This is a genomic window from Nocardia mexicana NBRC 108244 (genome assembly GCF_001613165.1).
Taxonomy (GTDB): domain Bacteria; phylum Actinomycetota; class Actinomycetes; order Mycobacteriales; family Mycobacteriaceae; genus Nocardia; species Nocardia mexicana.
The window spans coordinates 17096-35000 of sequence record NZ_BDBV01000109.1 but is presented as its reverse complement, the minus strand read 5'-3'; the positions used below and the strand labels follow the sequence as shown (position 1 = coordinate 35000).

At 67.9% G+C, this 17905-nt stretch carries 16 protein-coding genes and 1 riboswitch; of the genes, 6 read left to right on the top strand and 10 right to left on the bottom strand.

Going from position 1 to position 17905, the window contains the following annotated elements; translation table 11 throughout:
- Nucleotides 1-61: 61 nt before the first annotated feature.
- From NM1_RS35090 to thiD, 5 genes are all read right to left on the bottom strand, one after another.
- Entirely contained in the window at nt 62-2179 is a 2118-nt protein-coding gene (locus NM1_RS35090) for a glycosyltransferase family 39 protein (RefSeq protein ID WP_068030361.1), read from the bottom strand.
- Nucleotides 2176-3429 (bottom strand): bifunctional glycosyltransferase family 2/GtrA family protein, encoded by a 1254-nt coding sequence (locus NM1_RS35085; RefSeq protein ID WP_068030358.1) that lies wholly within the window; start codon nt 3427-3429, stop codon nt 2176-2178. Before NM1_RS35085 ends, NM1_RS35090 begins: the two co-directional genes overlap by 4 nt.
- 65 nt (nt 3430-3494) lie before the next feature.
- A complete protein-coding gene (locus NM1_RS35080) occupies nt 3495-4211 on the bottom strand; it encodes a DUF1361 domain-containing protein (protein WP_068030355.1) in 717 nt (238 codons plus the stop codon).
- A 48-nt stretch (nt 4212-4259) separates the two neighbouring features.
- Nucleotides 4260-4748 (bottom strand): nitroreductase/quinone reductase family protein, encoded by a 489-nt coding sequence (locus tag NM1_RS35075; RefSeq protein WP_068030351.1) that lies wholly within the window; start codon nt 4746-4748, stop codon nt 4260-4262.
- Between the two features lie 70 nt (nt 4749-4818).
- Complete coding sequence (gene thiD, locus NM1_RS35070) at nt 4819-5664, bottom strand: bifunctional hydroxymethylpyrimidine kinase/phosphomethylpyrimidine kinase (protein ID WP_068030348.1); 846 nt, start codon at nt 5662-5664, stop codon at nt 4819-4821.
- A gap of 50 nt (nt 5665-5714) precedes the next feature.
- Here thiD and NM1_RS35065 point away from each other — a divergent pair, with 50 nt between their 5' ends.
- The 3 genes from NM1_RS35065 (at nt 5715) to NM1_RS35055 (ending at nt 8063) form a co-directional block, all read left to right on the top strand.
- Entirely contained in the window at nt 5715-6875 is a 1161-nt protein-coding gene (locus tag NM1_RS35065) for a GTP-binding protein (RefSeq protein ID WP_068030405.1), read from the top strand.
- 53 nt (nt 6876-6928) lie between these two features.
- On the top strand, nt 6929-7576 hold the full coding sequence (locus NM1_RS35060; protein WP_068030346.1) for a TetR/AcrR family transcriptional regulator: 648 nt from the start codon (nt 6929-6931) through the stop codon (nt 7574-7576).
- 85 nt (nt 7577-7661) lie between these two features.
- Entirely contained in the window at nt 7662-8063 is a 402-nt protein-coding gene (locus tag NM1_RS35055) for a VOC family protein (protein ID WP_068030343.1), read from the top strand.
- A 102-nt stretch (nt 8064-8165) separates the two neighbouring features.
- Here the strand turns inward: NM1_RS35055 and thiC are convergent, their stop codons facing one another.
- A complete protein-coding gene (thiC, locus tag NM1_RS35050) occupies nt 8166-9818 on the bottom strand; it encodes a phosphomethylpyrimidine synthase ThiC (protein WP_068030340.1) in 1653 nt (550 codons plus the stop codon).
- Nucleotides 9812-9938, bottom strand: a riboswitch (TPP riboswitch). It overlaps the preceding gene by 7 nt.
- A 217-nt stretch (nt 9939-10155) precedes the next feature.
- Between thiC and NM1_RS35045 the strand changes: the two genes are divergently transcribed.
- A complete protein-coding gene (locus tag NM1_RS35045; protein WP_068030337.1) occupies nt 10156-10554 on the top strand; it encodes a hypothetical protein in 399 nt (132 codons plus the stop codon).
- A gap of 126 nt (nt 10555-10680) precedes the next feature.
- Here the strand turns inward: NM1_RS35045 and fahA are convergent, their stop codons facing one another.
- The 3 genes from fahA to NM1_RS35030 all read right to left on the bottom strand — a co-directional run bounded on the left by fahA (nt 10681) and on the right by NM1_RS35030 (nt 13981).
- Entirely contained in the window at nt 10681-11859 is a 1179-nt protein-coding gene (gene fahA, locus NM1_RS35040) for a fumarylacetoacetase (protein WP_068030403.1), read from the bottom strand.
- Nucleotides 11856-13064: a homogentisate 1,2-dioxygenase gene (locus tag NM1_RS35035; protein ID WP_068030334.1), complete on the bottom strand. Its 1209-nt coding sequence runs from the start codon at nt 13062-13064 to the stop codon at nt 11856-11858. Before NM1_RS35035 ends, fahA begins: the two co-directional genes overlap by 4 nt.
- Nucleotides 13065-13354: 290 nt before the next feature.
- Nucleotides 13355-13981 (bottom strand): TetR family transcriptional regulator, encoded by a 627-nt coding sequence (locus tag NM1_RS35030; protein WP_068030331.1) that lies wholly within the window; start codon nt 13979-13981, stop codon nt 13355-13357.
- Nucleotides 13982-14293: 312 nt separating this feature from the next.
- Between NM1_RS35030 and NM1_RS35025 the strand changes: the two genes are divergently transcribed.
- Together NM1_RS35025 and NM1_RS35020 are read left to right on the top strand one after the other, a co-directional pair.
- Nucleotides 14294-16120: an acyl-CoA dehydrogenase gene (locus NM1_RS35025; RefSeq protein ID WP_068030329.1), complete on the top strand. Its 1827-nt coding sequence runs from the start codon at nt 14294-14296 to the stop codon at nt 16118-16120.
- Nucleotides 16121-16238: 118 nt separating this feature from the next.
- Nucleotides 16239-16877, top strand: a complete 639-nt coding sequence (locus tag NM1_RS35020) for a hypothetical protein (protein ID WP_068030326.1) — start codon at nt 16239-16241, stop codon at nt 16875-16877.
- Nucleotides 16878-17074: 197 nt separating this feature from the next.
- Here NM1_RS35020 and NM1_RS35015 read toward each other — a convergent pair whose 3' ends face one another.
- Complete coding sequence (locus tag NM1_RS35015; protein WP_068030323.1) at nt 17075-17899, bottom strand: exodeoxyribonuclease III; 825 nt, start codon at nt 17897-17899, stop codon at nt 17075-17077.
- Between the last annotated feature and the right edge of the window lie 6 nt (nt 17900-17905).

Below are 17905 nucleotides of genomic sequence, written 5' to 3'. Positions count from 1 at the left end.
CAATGCTTCTCGCCGGTACCCGCTGCGATGAGCAACGGGCACCGGCGAGAGTTGTTGATTCTCAGTGAGTTCGGGTCAGGTCGTAGATCGTGACCCCGTCCACCTCCTGCGCCGTGAAATGGTCCTTGACCCACTCGGTGATCTGAGCGCTGGTCGAGGTGCCCGAGCGTTCCCCGGGACCGCGTTCCCCGCCGATGAAGTAGTGGATCTTGCCCTCCGCCACATACTCCCGGAACTGCTCCAGCGTCGGCGACGGATCGCTCCCGTTGAAACCACCGATCGGCATCACCGGCAACTGCGTCGCGAGCTGGTAGCCCGACGCACCGTTGGACCCCACCGTCGCCGCCACCCAGGTGTAGGCGTCACCGTTGTCCTCCAGCAGTGCCACCATCCGATCGCTCGGACGGCTGGAACCCAGGAACCCACCCGGACCCCCACCACCGCAGGTCGCCTCGGCCGTAGCGCCGTCGATCGGCCCACCTGTACCACTGTTCGGCTGCGGTGCGCCTGGAGTTCCTGCACCACCCGGTCCGGTGGTGCCCGGGGCCCCACAGGTCGCGCCGGGCCCTCCGATCACCATTCCGGGAGCACCACCCGGTGCCCCGTCGGCACTGTTTCGCGCAGGTCCGCCATTGCCGCCGCGTGCACCGCCGCCCATCATCCGGCCGTCGTCACCCGGCGGACCGCCCGGCATGCCGTGGCCGAACGAGTTCGGCAGGCGCGGACCGGCGCTGGGGATCGATCCCTCGTGGCCGGTCGCCAGGGTGTCCACGGTGTAGGCGACCGGTCCGGCGAGGGCGATCACGCCCGCGGCGATCGCGGCCGCCAGCGCGGGACGGGTCGGCAGGGGCAGCAGGAGTGCCACGGCCGCAACGATTCCGGCGATCAGCACGACCCACCGCAACCAGGGCACGAATTCGGTGCTGCGGGACAGCAGCATCCACGCCGTCGCCACCGTCAGGCCCAGCGTCACCGCGGCCGCGACGCGCGCCCACCAGCGCTCTCGGTTGCGCCACAACAGGATCGCGCCGATGCCGACCAGCGCCGCGATCGCGGGAGCCAGGGCCACCGTGTAGTACTGGTGGAATATGCCCTTCATGTAGCTGAACACCAGCCCGGTCACCAGCAGCCAGCCGCCCCACAGCACGAGCGCGGCGCGCTGCCGATCGGTGCGAACGGCCCTGCCGCGCACCAGCAGTCCGACCGCGAGCAACACCAGAGCGGCCGGGAGCAGCCAGGCGATCTGCCCGCCCTGGGCGGGCTCGAACATCCGGGTGATCCCGGCGCTGCCCCACATGCCGTTACCGCCGGGCGGCAACTCGCCCCCGGGCCCGACGCTGCCGCGTTCGTTGCCGTTCAGCCGTCCCAGGCCGTTGTACCCGAGGGTCAGCTCCAGGATCGAATTATTGTGGGAGCCACCGAAATACGGCCGTGAGTCGGAGGGCCACAGCTGGGCGACGAGCACCCACCATCCCGCCCCGACCACCACGCCCGCGCCCGCGGCGAACAGCTGCACGATCCGCTTGCCCAGCCGGGGCGGCCCGGCGATCAGGTACATCAGCGCCAGTGCCGGGACCACCAGCAGGACCTGCAACTGCTTGGCCAGGAACCCGAATCCGATGAACAGCCCGCACAGCACCAGCCAGCGCCAGCGGCCGTCCTCGACCGCGCGGGTCATCGCCCACGCCGCGGCTACCATCATGAGCACCAGCAGCGCATCCGGGTTGTCGAACCGGAACATCAGCGCCGCAACGGGAGTCACGGCCAGGACCAGTCCGGCCACCAAGCCCGCGGCGGCGCCGAAGTTGCGGCGCACCGTCGCCCACAGCAGCGCCACGGTGGCCACGCCCATCAGCACCTGCGGCATCAGCAGGCTCCAGCTCGACAGCCCGAACAGCCGGACCGACAACCCCATCGGCCACAGCGACGCCGGTGTCTTGTCCACGGTGATCGAGTTGGCGGCATCGGAGGATCCGAAGAAGAATGCCTTCCACGACACCGAACCCGCCTGTGCCGCAGCGGCATAGAAGGAATTCGCCCAGCCGCTGGCATTCAGGTTCCACAGATAGGCCGCCGCGGTGCCGACCAGCAGCACCGCGAGCGCCGCGTACTCCCATCGTCGGTGGGCCGGGGGCGGCGCGGCCACGGGCGCGGCGGGTGCGCTGAGCGTCGCCGTCATCGGGTACCTCCCTGCGGCGCGGTAACGCTGTCGGTGACCGCATCGCGGAACACCCACCGCAATCCGACGAATCGGCTCAGCGTCGCCACGGCATTGGCCACGACCAGCACCAGCAACTCCAGTCCCACCGGAGCATCCGGCGCCCAGCGGTGCAGCGCGAACAGCGAGCCACTGGTCAGCACCCAGGCGAACCCGAAGATCAGCAGTCCCTGGATGTGGTGGGAGACAGCGGCATTCGAGCCCCGCACGCCGAAGGTGAAGGCCCGGTTGGCAGCGGTATTGGCGATCGCCGTGAGCAGCAGCGCCAGAAAGTTCGCCGGCTGCGCACCCGTGAAAGGCTGCAGCGCGACATAGAGCAGCAGATAGGCCAGCGTGGACGCGACGCCGATGATGCCGAACCGCACCAGCTGTCCCACCATGCCCAGCGGAACCCCCTCCACCAGCGGTTCCCGCCCGATCGCGGCCCGCAGCTCGTTGATCGGCAGCGCGCCGGTGGCGAGGCCGCGGCCCACCCGCCACACCCCGAGCAGGTCCTTGCGCGCGGTGTCGACGATGTCGACGCGGCTGTCCGGATCGTCGATCCAGTCCACCGGCACCTCGTGGATGCGCAGCCCGGCGCGCTCTGCGATCACGAGCAGTTCGGTGTCGAAGAACCATTCCCCGTCCTGCACCAGCGGCAGCACCTGCCGGGCCACGGGAGCCCGCATGGCCTTGAATCCGCATTGGGCGTCGGAGAATCGCGCCTGCAGGGAGGCCTTGAGAATGAGATTGTAACTGCGGGAGATGAATTCGCGCTTGGGTCCGCGCACCACCCGGGACGACTTCGCCAGCCGGGTGCCGACGGCGAGATCCGAATGCCCGGACACCAGGGGCGCGACCAGGGGCAGCAGGGCATTGAGATCCGTCGACAGGTCCACGTCCATATAGGCGACCACCTGCGCGTCGGAGGCCTCCCACACCGTGCGCAGCGCCCGGCCGCGGCCCTTGCGGTCCAGGTGCACCACGCGCACGTCCGCGAGTTCGTCCGCCAGCAGGCGTGCCGCCTCGAGCGTGCTGTCGGTGGATGCGTTGTCGGCGATGGTGATTCGCGTCGAGAACGGGAATCCCGCGCGCAGGAATGCGTGCAGGCGGCGCACGCAGGCCCCGAGGTCGCGTTCCTCGTTGTAGACGGGGATCACCACATCCAATACCGGCGTCGCTAATGCATCGGCCGGGTCCGCCGCCGGAGCGGCCGTAGCTGTGTCGGTCATGACAACGAACTTCGGCCACCAGCCTGCGGCGGTGCTGCGTCCGGGCTGGGAGGTTCCTGTGAGCGCTAGTCGGCGGTCGCCTCGACGAGCGCCGCCATCAGCGGCCCGACGATCAGCCCGTAGACCAGCAGCAGAAACACCGTGTGGGTGAGGCAGAAGAGAACGAATCCCCCGATCGCCGCCCGGGAATCGAAGTGGTCGCGGACCTTCGCCCACATCCGTCGCGGCGACTTCACGTCCCAGCTGTTCAATCGCAGATAGCGCCCGAGATAGATCCCGATCGACACCAGCAGGATGATCACCACGGATAGGGACCGGGCGGGTGCACCGCGCATGGCGCCGCTGTCGGTATCACCGAATACCGCGACGACGAAACCCATTTGGACGACCAGCACCGCGACGACCATATTGATCACGCCCGACATCGCGAACGACAGCACCGCGATGATGTCGTACCAGAGCGGCACGGGATCCTCGTCCCGGCGATGGTTGAGATTCAGCTCGGTGATGAGGTAGCTGGAGTTGGGCAGCGCCAGCAGCCAGATTCCCAGCCCGACGATTCCGACGACGATCGCGACGGCCCGGGTCGCGGCCACGTCGGCGACCGCGATCCCCGCGAACACCAGCACCAGCACGAACAGCGGCAGCACCGACAGCCAGAAGTTCTTCACCATCGGCCGGTACACCGGTACCCGATACAGCCACGACCGCAGGTAGATCAGCAGCAGCGCATAGCAGTTCAGTCCGACGACATACGTCAGCAGTTCCTCCGCGGGCGTCATATCGGCAAACCTAACCGACCCGCCACCGATCAGCCGTGACGTTGCGGGTCAGATCTGTTCGCCGAGCTCCAGGGTTACGAACGGCATCGGCCGCGCGGTCTTCGACTGGAAGTCGGCCAGTAGCGGGTTGTTCGCCAGCGCCCATTCGGCGAACTCGTCGTAGGCGTCGCCCTCCAGCACCCGCGCGCGGCCGCGATAGGTCGCGCCGCCCAACTCGATGACGACCTCGGGATTGGCCTTGGCGTTGTACCACCAAGCGGGATAACGATCTTCGATGAACGAGCTGATCCACAGCGTCTCATCGCGATACAAGGCACCGAGCGGGACCACGTGCTGCTTGCCGCTCTTGGCGCCGATCGTGGTGAGCAGCAGCATGGTGCTGCCCTCGTAGGCGCCGCCGACCTTCCCGGCGTTGGCGCGGAACTCCTCGATGACCGGGCCGTTCCAGTTCGCGACGTCCTCGTCGGTGTGCAACTGGTTCCACGGGGCGTTCGGGTCGTCGTAGGAGGTGATCTCGGGCTGCTCGTCTTTGCTCATGGGGGAAGTATGTCCGGCAGTTAGGACAGTTACGGTCACCTCTCGGCGGCTGGCGCTTTTCGGACCGGTGTCACATTTCGGACAGCCGCCACAGTGGCGACACCGGCCCGTGCCCGGCGCCCAGCGGGTACGCGGCCTTCAGGCAGCGGGTGGTCCACTCCTTGGCGAACGCGATGGCCTCGGGTACCTCGTAACCGTGCGCGAGTGCGCAGGCGGTGGCCGCGGCCAGCGTGTCGCCGCCGCCGTGGTCGTCGCCGGTGTCGATGCGCGGTGCGGACAGCTCGTGGAACTTCTCCCCGTCGAACAGCAGATCGGTGCTGAAGTCGGAGGAGCGCAGGTGCCCACCCTTCACGATCGCCCATTTCGGGCCCAGCTTGTGCAGGGCCTCGGCGGCCTGGCGGGCGCTGCGATCGTCGGTGACGTGCACGCCGGTGAGCAGCCGCACCTCGTCCAGGTTGGGGGTGACGACGGTGGCCAGCGGAATCAACGCCTCCCGCAACGCGTCCAGGGCCTCGGCGTGCAGTAGCGGGTCGCCGTGCATGGACGCCGCCACCGGATCCACCACCAGCGGAATCGTGCCGTCGCGCCCGATGCCGACCTCCCGGCACACGTCCGCCACCGCCTCGATGATCGCGGTGGAGGCCAGCATCCCGGTCTTGGCCGCGCCGATCCCGATATCGCCGACGACCACGCGCACCTGGTCGGCGACGGTCTGCGGTGGGATCTCGTGAAAACCGCTGACGCCCACCGAGTTCTGCACGGTCACCGCCGCCACCGCGACGCAGGCGTGCACGCCCAGCATGGCCATGGTGCGGGAGTCGGCCTGGATGCCCGCGCCGCCGCCGGAATCGGTCCCGGCGATGGTGAGCGCGCGCACCGGCGTCCGGCCGTCGGGTGTCAGAGGCAGCAGTTTCACGCCCTAGACACTACGACCTCCCGGGCCCCGCCTCCACAGCTTTAATGAAAATGATTATCATTAAGATTGTGACTGCATCGAACGCCGACCTGCTGCCCGTGACCGTGCTCTCCGGATTCCTCGGCGCGGGCAAGACGACCCTGCTCAACCACATCCTCGCCAACCGCGAGGGCCGCCGGGTGGCGGTCGTCGTCAACGACATGAGCGAGGTCAATATCGACGCGGCGCTGGTGGCCGGGCAGGGGCATCTGGATCGCACCGAGGAGAAGCTCGTCGAGCTCACCAACGGCTGTATCTGCTGCACGCTGCGCGAGGACCTGATCGAGACGGTCGGCCGCCTGGCCCGCGAGGGCCGCTTCGACCAGCTGGTGATCGAGTCGACCGGAATCTCCGAACCGATGCCGGTGGCCGCGACCTTCGAGTGGGAGTTCGAGAACGGTTACAAGCTGGGCGATTTCGCGCGCCTGGACACGATGGTGACGGTGGTCGACGCCAGCACCTTCCTGGGGGAGGTGGTGCGCGGCGAGGCGCTGGCCGATCGCAATCTCGAAGCGGGCGAGGGGGATTCGCGCTCGATCGCCGACCTGCTGGTGGATCAGGTGGAGTTCGCCGACGTCCTGCTGATCAACAAGACCGATCTGGTGAGCGCCAATGCCGTTGGCACGGTGGAGGCGACGGTGCGGCGGATGAATCCCGCCGCCCGCGTGCTGCGCGTCGAACGCGGCGTGGTCGAGCTGTCCGAGGTGCTCGACACCGGGCGCTACAACCCGGTGGCCGCGGCCGAATCCGCGGGCTGGGCCGAGGAACTCGCCGGTGGTCATACTCCCGAGACCGAGGAGTACGGCATTCGCTCCCTCACCTATACGGCGGACCGTCCCTTCCATCCGCAGCGGCTGGACGGCGTCCTGAGTCGGCTGCGAGGTCTGTTGCGCAGCAAGGGATTCTGCTGGTTCGCCAGCCGCCCCGCGCTGGCCGCCATCTGGTCGCAGGCCGGGCCGAACCTGACCTTCGAACCGGCCGCCTGGTGGTCGTCGCTGGAGACTCCGCCCGGCCAGGAGATCGTCTTCATCGGGGTGAAGCTCGACCGTGATCACGTGCGCGGCCTGCTCGACGGCGCCCTGCTCACCGACGCCGAGTTCGCCGCGGGTCCGGGGGAGTGGGTGGGGTATCCCGACCCGTTCCCGTCCTGGGGTGAGGTGCACCGGCACTGATCCGATATTCTGAACAGAACGGATCATTCCGTTTCAGGTGTTAGTCTGAGGTCATGCCGAAGACAGCCGACACCCCGGCCCGCAAGCCCCTGCCCGGCCGAAAAGCCCAGGCCGCGCGCAATGACGGGATTATTCTGGAGGCCGCCCGCGCGGTGTTCCTCGCCGACTCGGGCGCGCCGATCTCGGCCGTCGCCGAACGGGCCGGGGTGGGGATCAGCGCGCTGTATCGCCGCTATCCGAGCAAGGAAGACCTGCTGCGCACCCTCTGCTACGACGGCCTGCGCCGCTACAACGAGGAGGCGGAGGCGGCGCTCGAGCTGGACGACGGCTGGCAGGTGCTGGTCGATTTTCTGCGGAGGGTGGTGGATGCCGATGTGCACTCGCTGACCGTGCGGCTCGCCGGGACCTTCACGCCGGACGAGTCGATCCTGCCCGAGGTGCAGCGGGCGGGCGTGCTGAACGAGGAGATCGTGCGGCGCGCCCACGCCTCGGGTCGGCTGCGGCCCGGGGCGACCGTGCAGGACCTCGGGCTGATTCTCGAGGCGTGCGCGGCGATCGTGCTGCCCGATGCCGAGCGCACCGCGCAACTGCGTCGCCGCGTGCTGGCGCTCCTGATCGACGGGCTGGCCACGGAGGGAGACCTGCCGGGCCCGCCACCAGCACCGAACGAGTTCGCCGAGCGATGGCGCCCCCGTGGATGAGCGATCGTCCGCGTCGTCGATGAATTCCGCCGGGGCACACCGTCTTCAGTCCTAGTCAGTGCTGTACCCACCGAAAGGAAAGCCCATGAACTGGACTCTCGAGGTTGTCATCGTCCCCGTCTCGGACCTCGACCGCGCCAAGGAGTTCTATCACGACAGGCTCGGTTTCGTCGTCGACCACGACACCACCGTTCCCACCGGCGGGCGCGTCGTTCAGCTGACGCCGCCGGGGTCGGGCTGCTCGATCGTCATCGGCGACGGCCCGGCGGTGCCGAAGATGGAACCGGGCTCGGTCAAGGGCCTGCAGCTCGTCGTTCCCGATCTGCCCAGGGCGCGAGCCGAACTCGTCGAACGCGGCCTCGATGTCGGCGAGATCCAGACGGTCGCACCGAGTCCCGACGGTTCGCTGGACAACGTCGGCTTCCTCTTCTTCGACGATCCGGACGGCAACAGCTGGGGCATACAGCAAATCTCGGCCCGCGCCTGAAGCGGCACCCCGCCGCCAACCCTGCGGAGGTCGGGGCCAGGCGGGACCCCGGCCTCCGCGAGGATGGCGGGAGGCGTGCTGTATCAGGCGATTTCGACGCGCCTACGACACGATCGGCAGGTACACCGACTTACCCGCTTGGGCGAACTCGTCGGACTTCTCGGCCATCCCGGCCTCGATCGCCTCGACGTCGGTGAGCCCGTGCTTCTCCGCGTACTCGCGCACGTCGGCCGAGATGCGCATCGAGCAGAACTTCGGACCGCACATCGAACAGAAGTGCGCGGTCTTGGCCGGTTCGGCGGGCAGTGTCTCGTCGTGGAATTCGCGGGCGGTATCCGGGTCCAGCGACAGGTTGAACTGGTCGAGCCAGCGGAATTCGAAGCGCGCCTTGGACAGTTCGTCGTCGCGCTCCTGGGCGCGGGGGTGGCCCTTGGCGAGATCGGCGGAGTGCGCGGCGATCTTGTAGGTGATCACGCCGGTCTTCACGTCGTCGCGGTTGGGCAGGCCCAGGTGCTCCTTCGGCGTGACGTAGCACAGCATGGCCGTGCCCGCCTGGGCGATGATCGCGGCGCCGATCGCCGAGGTGATGTGGTCGTAGGCCGGGGCGATATCGGTGGCGAGCGGGCCGAGGGTGTAGAACGGCGCCTCCTCGCACAGCTCCTCCTCCAGCCGCACGTTCTCCGCGATCTTGTGCATCGGCACGTGGCCCGGGCCCTCGATCATCACCTGCACGCCATGGGATTTCGCGATCTTCGTCAGCTCGCCGAGGGTGCGCAGCTCGGCGAACTGGGCCTCGTCGTTGGCGTCGGCGATCGAGCCCGGGCGCAGGCCGTCGCCGAGCGAGAAGGTGATGTCGTAGCGCGCCAGAATCTCGCACAGCTCAGCGAAATTCGTGTACAGGAACGATTCGGTGTGGTGCGCCAGGCACCACGCGGCCATGATCGACCCGCCGCGCGAGACGATGCCGGTGACGCGCTTGGCGGTCAGCGGCACATAGCGCAGCAGCACGCCGGCATGCACCGTCATGTAATCCACGCCCTGCTCGGCCTGCTCGATCACGGTGTCGCGGTAGATCTCCCAGGTGAGCTGGGTCGGATCGCCGTTCACCTTCTCCAGCGCCTGATAGATCGGCACGGTGCCGACCGGCACCGGCGAGTTGCGCAGGATCCACTCGCGGGTCTCGTGAATGTTCTTGCCGGTGGACAGGTCCATGATGGTGTCGGCGCCCCAGCGGGTGGCCCACACCATCTTCTCGACCTCCTCGGCGATCGACGAGGACACCGCCGAGTTGCCGATGTTGGCGTTGATCTTCACCGCGAACTTCTTGCCGATGATCATCGGCTCGGATTCGGGATGGTTGTGGTTGGCGGGGATCACGGCCCGGCCGGCGGCCACCTCGTCGCGCACCAGCTCGGGCGAAACCCCTTCGCGCGCAGCGATATACCGCATCTCGGTGGTGACGATTCCCTGTCGCGCCCAGGCCAGCTGGGTGCGCGGTCCGGAGGCGAGCGGCTTGGTCCAGGTATCGCGCAGCTTCGGCAGACCCGCCTCGACGTCGATCGCGGCGGCATCGTCGGTGTACGGGCCAGAGGTGTCGTAGACGTCGAAGTGCTCACCGTTGGTGAGGTTGATCCGGCGCACCGGAATGCGCAGCGCCGTACCGCCGCCATCGACCTGCTGATAGTGCTTCACGCTGCCCTGGATCGGGCCGGTCGTGACCGTATCGACAGTGGTCGCGGCATGTTTCGATGACATGGGTGAATCCTCCCTACGCCGGCATTACCCGGTCAGGTTCGAACGGTCGACGGCCCTGATCCGCCCGATTGGGCTAGCCGTCCTCTCAGCCCGCTGGTGCGAGCCCCCGTAGGCATGTGCAGTTGTCCTCGGCCGAGGGTACATGGGTCCCGCCGAGCATGTCAGCGGACCGCGGTGATCGGGCTGGATGTACCAGCTCGAGTGGCTCGATATCTCGACCTCCGGCCGTGTCAGTGGGCGTATCAGGCGGGCATCAGGGCGGTGTCAGGCGGGCGGGCGAATGTAGTCACGTCAACACCGACACCCGCGAACACCGCGAAATATCAAGGAGCACATCATGTCTGTCACCCTCACCGCCCAGGACAAGGCCACCATCCGGACCGCCGCCTACGGTGTCGTATCGCTGCTGGCCTCCGCCGGTAGCAAGCCGCACAGGATCGCCACCAAGGGTTCGGTCGCGCTGTGGTCGTCGACCGGCGTGGTCGGGCACGTGCTGGCCGCGAAGTCGAAGGACATCGAACTGAACGGCAAGTCCGTGGCCGAACTCGCCGACCATGTGCTGCCCGCCCTGACGGCCGCGGTGACCCTGCTCGAGCAGCAGGACCCGGCGGAGGCCGACAACTTCCGCAGCACCATCGGCGTCGCCATCGAGGCCGCCCAGGTGGAGCAGGTCAAGCCCAGCCCGACCATGGCCGAGATGACCCGCAAGATCAACGGAGCGCTCGCCGCCGCGTGATGCGATGCCGAGTCGCGCCGCCACGGTGTCACGGGGTCCCGTTCGAGACCCCGTGGCACAGCGGCGCGGCAATCCTGGCTTCCGACAGCGAGTTTCGAGTCGAGCGCAGCAGGAATCGCAACCGGGTCAGGAGATCTGCGCGGGCAGGATGAGCCCGCTGACCTCGCCCAGTCCGATTCGCGATCCGCCCGGACCCGGGGCCGTGGCGGTGAGTTCCACCAGATCGCCGTCCACGAGGAACGTCCGTGGGGAACCGCCGACATCTATGGGTTCGCTTCCGCCCCACGACAATTCCATGAACGAGCCGAGCTGATCGCGCTCCGATCCGGAGATGGTGCCGGAGGCGAACAGGTCGCCGGGGCGGACCGAGGCGCCGTTGGCGGTCATGTGCGCCAGCATTTGCGCCGGGGACCAGTACATCCGGCCGTAGGGCGGCCGCGAGACCACAGTGCCGTTCCACCGCACTGCCAATTCCATGTCCAGGCCCCAGGGTTCGCGCTCGCGCAAGTACGGCAGCGGTTCGGGTCGCTGTGGCGGTAGCGGAATCCGGGCCGCATCGAGCGCGGCCATCGGCGTGATCCACGCGGCCATCGAGGTGGCGAAGGACTTGCCGAGGAACGGGCCCAGCGGCTGATACTCCCAGGTCTGGATGTCGCGGGCGGACCAGTCGTTGACCAGGGCGACGCCGAAGATGCGGTCGGCGCACTCGTCGATCGGAATCGGGCCGCCCGGTCGTGACCCGCGCCCGACCACGAAGCCGAGCTCGGCCTCGATGTCCAGCCGTTGCGAAGGACCGAAATCGGGTGCACCGGACGGGGTCCGGCGCTGTCCACAGGGCCGGGTGATATCGGTACCCGAGACCACCACCGTGCCCGCGCGCCCGTGGTATCCGACCGGCAGATGCCGCCAATTCGGCAGCAGCGGTTCACCGTTCGGGCGCAGCAGCCGCCCGAGGTTGGTGGCGTGGTCGATGCTGGCGTAGAAGTCGACGTAGTCGCCGATCTCGATCGGCAGCCGCAGCCGCACCGACGACAAGGGGTGTACGGCGGCGTCGGGGATCGCGGTGGTGATCAGCCGCTGTATTCGCTCGCGCACCTCGCGCCAGCGGTCCGGGCCCTGTGCCAGAAAGGCATTCAGATCCGGCCGCGCGAATACCGAATCCTCCAGCAGCACAGCGAGATCCAGGACCGAGTCGCCGAGGCGTACGCCGACCCGGAAGGTTCTGTCCCCCGGATCGAACACGCCGTAGGGCAGATTCTCCGGCCCGAACAGCGAACCGTCGGGCACCTCGACGCGCACGCTCATGCGCGCCCCGCATTCGGCCCGCGCCCCGACCACGTCCACGCGTAGTTCGGATCCTCGCAGGCCAGGGCGCCCTCGCCGAGGCCCAGCGGGCGGAAGGTGTCGACCATGACCGCGAGTTCGTCGAAGAACTCCGCGCCGATGCTGCGCTCGTAGGCGCCGGGCTGCGGGCCGTGGGCGTACCCGCCCGGGTGTACCGAGACCGAGCCCTGGCCGATCCCGGATCCGCGCCGCGCCTCGTAGTTGCCGCCGCAGTAGAACATGATCTCGTCGGAGTCGACATTGGAGTGGTAGTAGGGCACCGGGATCGACAGCGGGTGATAGTCCACCTTGCGCGGCACGAAGTTGCACACCACGAAGTTGGCGCCCTCGAATGCCTGGTGCACCGGCGGTGGTTGATGCACGCGCCCGGTGATCGGCTCGAAGTTCTCGATATTGAAGGTGTACGGGTACAGGCAGCCGTCCCAGCCCACCACATCGAAGGGGTGGGTGGCGTACACCATTCGGGTGCCGACGATTTCGGGTCCGGGTCGGTGCTTGACCAGCACCTCCACCTCGGTGCCCGACTCCTGCCGGAGTTCGCCGGGGCCGTGTAGGTCACGCTCGCAGTAGGGCGAATTCTCCAGGAACTGGCCGTATTTCGACAGGTACCGCTTCGGCGGCGCGATATGCCCGGTGGCCTCGATGACGTAGGCGCGCAACGGGTCCGAGCCGCCGGGCCGCCAGCGGTGTGTGGTCGCCCGCGGCAGCAGTACCTGATCGCCCTGCCGAACCGGCAGCGACCCGAACACCGTGTCGACGGTGCCCGTGCCGGACTCCACATACACCAGTTCGTCGCCTACTGCGTTGCGGTACAGCGGGGATTCCTGCCGCGCGACCACGTAGGAGATGCGCACGTCGTCGTTGCCGAGCACCAGCCGCCGCCCGGTCACCACATCGGTGGTGGCCGGGGTGTCGCCGGGAAACAGCTCGTGCAGCCGCAGATGACGGTGGCGCAGGGGGTGATTGGGCACCGTGTGCTGACTCGGTGGCGTCCACACCGTGGAGTCGACGAGCGAGGGTGGCAGCCCGCGGTGATACAGCAGCGAGGAGTCGCTCGAGAACCCCTCCTCGCCCATCAGCTCCTCGTAGTAGAGCTCACCGCTCGGATCGCGATGCTGGGTGTGCCGCTTGGGCGGCACCGAACCCACCTGTCGATAGAACGCCATGACCGGCCTCTCGCCAGATTGCTGGTCGGATAGTTCGTGTTTGTCCATCGTAGCTATCCGAATTGACCACCGGATGGGCTTTCACACGATGCACCTGGCCAATCCCGGCGAAAAGCATGCCGGGAAAGAGAGTGGGGCGTGCCGGGGGATGGCGCGAGGTGTGTCGGGGTGAGGTGAGGTGTGCCGGGGTGAGGTGAGCGTGCCGAGGAGTGAACTGAGGTGCGCCGGAGAGCGAGGTGGGCGTGCCGGGGCACAGGCCGCCTACGCGGAAGGTGGTGGCCGGGAGGTCCTCAGGCGTCGCGGAGGGCGCGGTATACCGCTGCGCCGATGAAGGCGCCGAGATCGTCCGGGGTCCAGGCGCCGTCACCGGCCAGCAACGTGCGCACCGCGCCCTCGCCGGCGGAGACCCAGAGTTCGACCAGGGCCGGGAGTTTGCGCTCGGCGTCGGCGGTGCCCCAGGCGTGCAGGGTGGGGCGCAGGCGGCGGGTGCAGCGCTCCACCGCGAGCTTGCGCCCGCGGCCGAAGGAGTTGGCGACCGCCGGATCCGGGTTGCCGTACAGCAACTTCCAGGTGTCGGGCCGGGCGGCCACGGTCTCCAGCAGCGCCCGGAAGCCCTCGACGAAGACCTCCTCGTCGGCCTCGACGCGGCGGCGCGGTAGCGCGCCCATGATGCCGCCGAGCAGGTAGGTCTCCTCGCGCTGGAGCAGCGCGTCGATGAGTTCGACGCGGTCGGCGTAGCAGGCGTAGACGACCGGGCGCGTGACGTTCAGACGTTCGGCGACCGCGGCGACGGTGATGGCGGCGATGCCGTCCTCGACCGCGATCTGCAGCGCGGTGTCGAGCACCTGCGGACGGCGGCGTTCGGGCCCGAGGTGTTGCGCACGCTGCCGCGGCTGCACCGCCGAATCCGAACTCATGCGCACCAAGATATCAGCGGGAACGCGGGCGATCGCCGGTCGTCCCGCCCACCCGGCGCGCAGTCGTCGCGAGTGGTATCGGCGGTTGCGAGCTGCGATATCCGGAATTATCTGGCATATCTCTGGCAAACCGCGAAACAATATAAGGCCATCGCGGGCTTGCTCGCGGGTGTGATGCGTTTGCCCTGCTGTATGGAATTTGTACGAGGTACAAAGAATTCACCTGTCGTCCCGGAGCCTACGGTTGCGTAACCGGACGGCCGTACGGCAACCTCCAGGGACAACATCAACCCCAGTCGAGGAGGCCGGTCCGTGTCGCACTACAAGGCGAACGTTCGGGATATCGAGTTCAACTTGTTCGAGGTGCTTGGAATCGGGGCGCTGCTGGACGGCGGCGCCTACGGCGATCTGGATACGGAGACCGCGCGCGGAATCCTGGCCGAGGTGCTGCGGCTCGCGGAGGGGCCCGTTGCCGAGTCGTTCGTCGACGCCGACCGCAACCCGGTGCAGTTCGACGCCGCGAACCACACCATCATCGTTCCGGACTCGCTGCGCAAGACCGTCGCCGCCGTGAACGAGGCGGGCTGGTCGGCCCTGGGCATGCCGGAGGCGATGGGCGGCGTGGACGCGCCGTCGCCGCTGGTGTGGGCGACGCAGGAAATGCTTGTCGCGGCGCACAATTCGGCCAGCTTCTTCAACATGGGCCCGCTCATGCACACCGTGCTGTTCAACGAGGGCACCGAGGAGCAGCAGCGCTGGGCCCAGCACGCGTGGGACAACCGTTGGGGCGGAACGATGGTGCTCACCGAGCCGGATGCCGGTTCCGATGTCGGCATGGGCCGCACCAAGGCGGTGCAGCAGCCCGACGGCACCTGGCACATCGAGGGCGTGAAGCGCTTCATCTCCGGTGGTGACGTCGGCGACACCGCCGACAACATCATCCACCTGACCCTGGCGCGGCCGGAGGGTGCGGGCCCGGGCACCAAGGGCCTGTCGCTGTTCGCCGTGCCGAAGTTCCTGTTCGATTCGCAGACAATGGAACTCGGCGAGCGCAACGGCGTGAACGTCACCAACCTCGAGCACAAGATGGGCATCAAGTCCTCGCCCACCTGCGAGCTGACCTACGGCGACGGCAAGCCCGCCGTCGGCTATCTGGTCGGCGAGGTGCACAACGGCATCGCCCAGATGTTCAAGGTGATCGAGAACGCCCGCATGATGGTGGGTGTGCTGTCGGCCGGAACGCTGTCGTCCGGATATCTGAATGCGCTGGAGTACGCCAAGACTCGCGTGCAGGGCGCGGACATGACCCAGATGACCGACAAGGCCGCACCGCGCGTCACGATCACCCACCACCCGGATATCCGGCGCAGCCTGGCGCTGCAGAAGGCGTACTCGGAGGGCCTACGGGCGCTCTACCTGTACTGCTCGGCCTACCAGAACGACGATGTGGCGCAGGCGAATTTCGGCGCCGACCCCGAGACCGCGGCGAAGGTGAACGATCTGCTGCTGCCGATCGTCAAGGGCTGCGGTTCCGAGCGCGCCTACGAGACCCTGACCGAATCGCTGCAGACCTTCGGCGGCTCCGGCTATCTGCAGGACTACCCGGTCGAGCAGTACATCCGGGACGTCAAGATCGACTCGCTGTACGAGGGCACCACGGCGATCCAGGCGCAGGACTTCTTCTTCCGCAAGATCATTCGCGACAAGGGCGTGGCGCTGGCGCACGTGGCCGGGCTGATCCAGAAGTTCATCGACGCCGACGAGTCCCGGCTCAAGCGGGAGCAGGAGCTGCTCGGCGCGGCGCTGGCCGATGTGCAGGCGATGGCCGCCACGCTCACCAACTACCTGATGGCGTCGCAGCAGAACCCGGAGGAGATCTACAAGGTCGGCCTCGGATCGGTGCGATTCCTCTACGCCGTCGGCGATCTGGTCATCTCGTGGCGGCTGCTGGAGCAGGCCAAGGTGGCGCTGGCGGCGCTGGACGGGCAGCCGTCGGAGCAGGACCGGCTGTTCTACACCGGAAAGGTCGGCGTCGCTTCGTGGTTCGCGAAGAACAAGCTGCCGCTGTTGAGCGGTGTGCGTTCGGTCGTGGAGAACCTCGACAACGACATCATGCACCTGGACGAAGCAGCGTTCTGAGGAAGGATTCCGGCCGAAGGCCCACGCTTTTGGCCGGAATCCACTGGCCCGCAACGACGCGCCGACGAGACACGCATTCCGGCTACTGAGCGGCCACCGCACCGGGTACAACTACCGCATGGTCTTCCCGGTGGACTTCGGCTGGATTCAGGCGCTGCTGGCGGTGCTCTTCGTGCTCGCCGTGGGGCTGTTGATCACCGCGGTGATCAAGGCCCGCAAGGTGGGGTGGCGGGCGCTGGCCGGTCGCGGCTCCGGCGCGGTCGCGCTCGTGCTGGTGGCCGTGGTGATCCTCTGGGGGACAACGCTGCTGCAGACCTATCTCGGCCTGAGCGGTGAGGTGAAGGCCGCGCACGTGGTCGCGACGCAGGTGCCCGGCGAACCGCACACCCTGGATGTCGAGCTGACCCTGTACGGCGACGAGGAACATGCCGAACAGCGTGAGAAGTACCGCGTCGAGGGCGATATGTGGGTGCTGCAGGCCAATATCGTCGAGCTCGAACCCTGGGTGAACGCCCTCGGCTTCCACTCCGGCTACAAGGTGACTCGCCTGTTCGGCCAGCGCCTGGACGGCATCGCCACCGAACAGAACCACATCTTCCTCAACGGCGGCGACCGAGACTTCTTCGAGGACATGCAGAACGAGGCCTGGCACACCAAGCCTTTCGTCCGCTCCGCCTACGGCAACGCCGTGATCGCCACCCCGGGCACCTACGACGTCTACATCTCCCACGACGCCATCAAGACCCGTCCGGCGTGAGGAGGTCCCGGCCAAAAGCGTGCCGGGAAATGATGAGGCGGGCGCCGCCGGGAAATGATGAGGCGGGCGCTGCCGGGAAGTGATGAGGCGGGCGCTGCCGGGAAGTGATGAGGCGGGCGCTGCCGGGAAGTGATGAGGCGGGCGCCGCCGGGAATGACGAGGTGGGCGCTGCCGGGAATGGCAAGGCGGGGCCGTCGTCAGTCGCCGAACTCGGCCACCACCGGTGCGTGATCGCTGGGGCTCTTGCCTTTTCGCTCCTCGCGGTCGACCGATGCGTCGGTGGCGCGGGCGGCCAGGGTGGGGGAGGTGAGGATGAAATCGATGCGCATGCCCTCCTTGCGGGGGAAGCGCAATTGCGTGTAGTCCCAGTAGGTGTAGACGCCGGGGCCCGGTGCGAACGGGCGCATGACATCGCTGAAACCCGTATCGACGATGGCCTGGAAGGCGTCCCGTTCCGGTTCGGAGACATGGGTTTTGCCCTCGAAGAACTCCGGTGACCAGACGTCGTCGTCGGTGGGTGCGATATTCCAGTCGCCGACCAGAGCGATCTGTGCCGCGGGATCGTCGGCGAGCCACTTCTTTCCGGTATCTCGCAGCGCGGCAAGCCATTCCAGCTTGTACTCATAGTGCGGATCGTCGAGGGCGCGGCCGTTGGGCACGTACAGGCTCCACACCCGGACGCCGCCGCAGGTGGCGCCGATGGCGCGGGCCTCCACCACGGGCGCGCTCAGCAGCGAGGCGCCCGCGTCCTTGTCGAACCCGGGCTGGCCGGGAAAGCTGACCTCGACATCCTCGAGACCGACCCGGGAGGCGATCGCCACCCCGTTCCACTGGCTGAGGCCGATGTGCGCGACCTCGTACCCGGCCTCCTCGAACCGCTCCGTGGGGAACTGGTCGTCGCGGCACTTGGTCTCCTGCAGGGCGAGCACGTCGATATCCGCCCGGTCCAGCCACGGGACCACCCGATCCAGCCGCGAGCGAATCGAGTTCACATTCCACGTAGCCAGCCGAAACGTCACCATGCCTCC

Bases quoted from the DNA above. Each gene is read 5' to 3' on its own strand.
- NM1_RS35090 (WP_068030361.1), bottom strand. From the start codon at position 2,179: ATGACGGCGACGCTCAGCGCACCCGCCGCGCCCGTGGCCGCGCCGCCC.
- NM1_RS35085 (WP_068030358.1), bottom strand. From the start codon at position 3,429: ATGACCGACACAGCTACGGCCGCTCCGGCGGCGGACCCGGCCGATGCA.
- NM1_RS35080 (WP_068030355.1), bottom strand. From the start codon at position 4,211: ATGACGCCCGCGGAGGAACTGCTGACGTATGTCGTCGGACTGAACTGC.
- NM1_RS35075 (WP_068030351.1), bottom strand. From the start codon at position 4,748: ATGAGCAAAGACGAGCAGCCCGAGATCACCTCCTACGACGACCCGAAC.
- NM1_RS35065 (WP_068030405.1), top strand. From the start codon at position 5,715: ATGATTATCATTAAGATTGTGACTGCATCGAACGCCGACCTGCTGCCC.
- NM1_RS35060 (WP_068030346.1), top strand. From the start codon at position 6,929: ATGCCGAAGACAGCCGACACCCCGGCCCGCAAGCCCCTGCCCGGCCGA.
- NM1_RS35055 (WP_068030343.1), top strand. From the start codon at position 7,662: ATGAACTGGACTCTCGAGGTTGTCATCGTCCCCGTCTCGGACCTCGAC.
- thiC (WP_068030340.1), bottom strand. From the start codon at position 9,818: ATGTCATCGAAACATGCCGCGACCACTGTCGATACGGTCACGACCGGC.
- NM1_RS35045 (WP_068030337.1), top strand. From the start codon at position 10,156: ATGTCTGTCACCCTCACCGCCCAGGACAAGGCCACCATCCGGACCGCC.
- fahA (WP_068030403.1), bottom strand. From the start codon at position 11,859: ATGAGCGTGCGCGTCGAGGTGCCCGACGGTTCGCTGTTCGGGCCGGAG.
- NM1_RS35035 (WP_068030334.1), bottom strand. From the start codon at position 13,064: ATGGCGTTCTATCGACAGGTGGGTTCGGTGCCGCCCAAGCGGCACACC.
- NM1_RS35030 (WP_068030331.1), bottom strand. From the start codon at position 13,981: ATGAGTTCGGATTCGGCGGTGCAGCCGCGGCAGCGTGCGCAACACCTC.
- NM1_RS35020 (WP_068030326.1), top strand. From the start codon at position 16,239: ATGGTCTTCCCGGTGGACTTCGGCTGGATTCAGGCGCTGCTGGCGGTG.
- NM1_RS35015 (WP_068030323.1), bottom strand. From the start codon at position 17,899: ATGGTGACGTTTCGGCTGGCTACGTGGAATGTGAACTCGATTCGCTCG.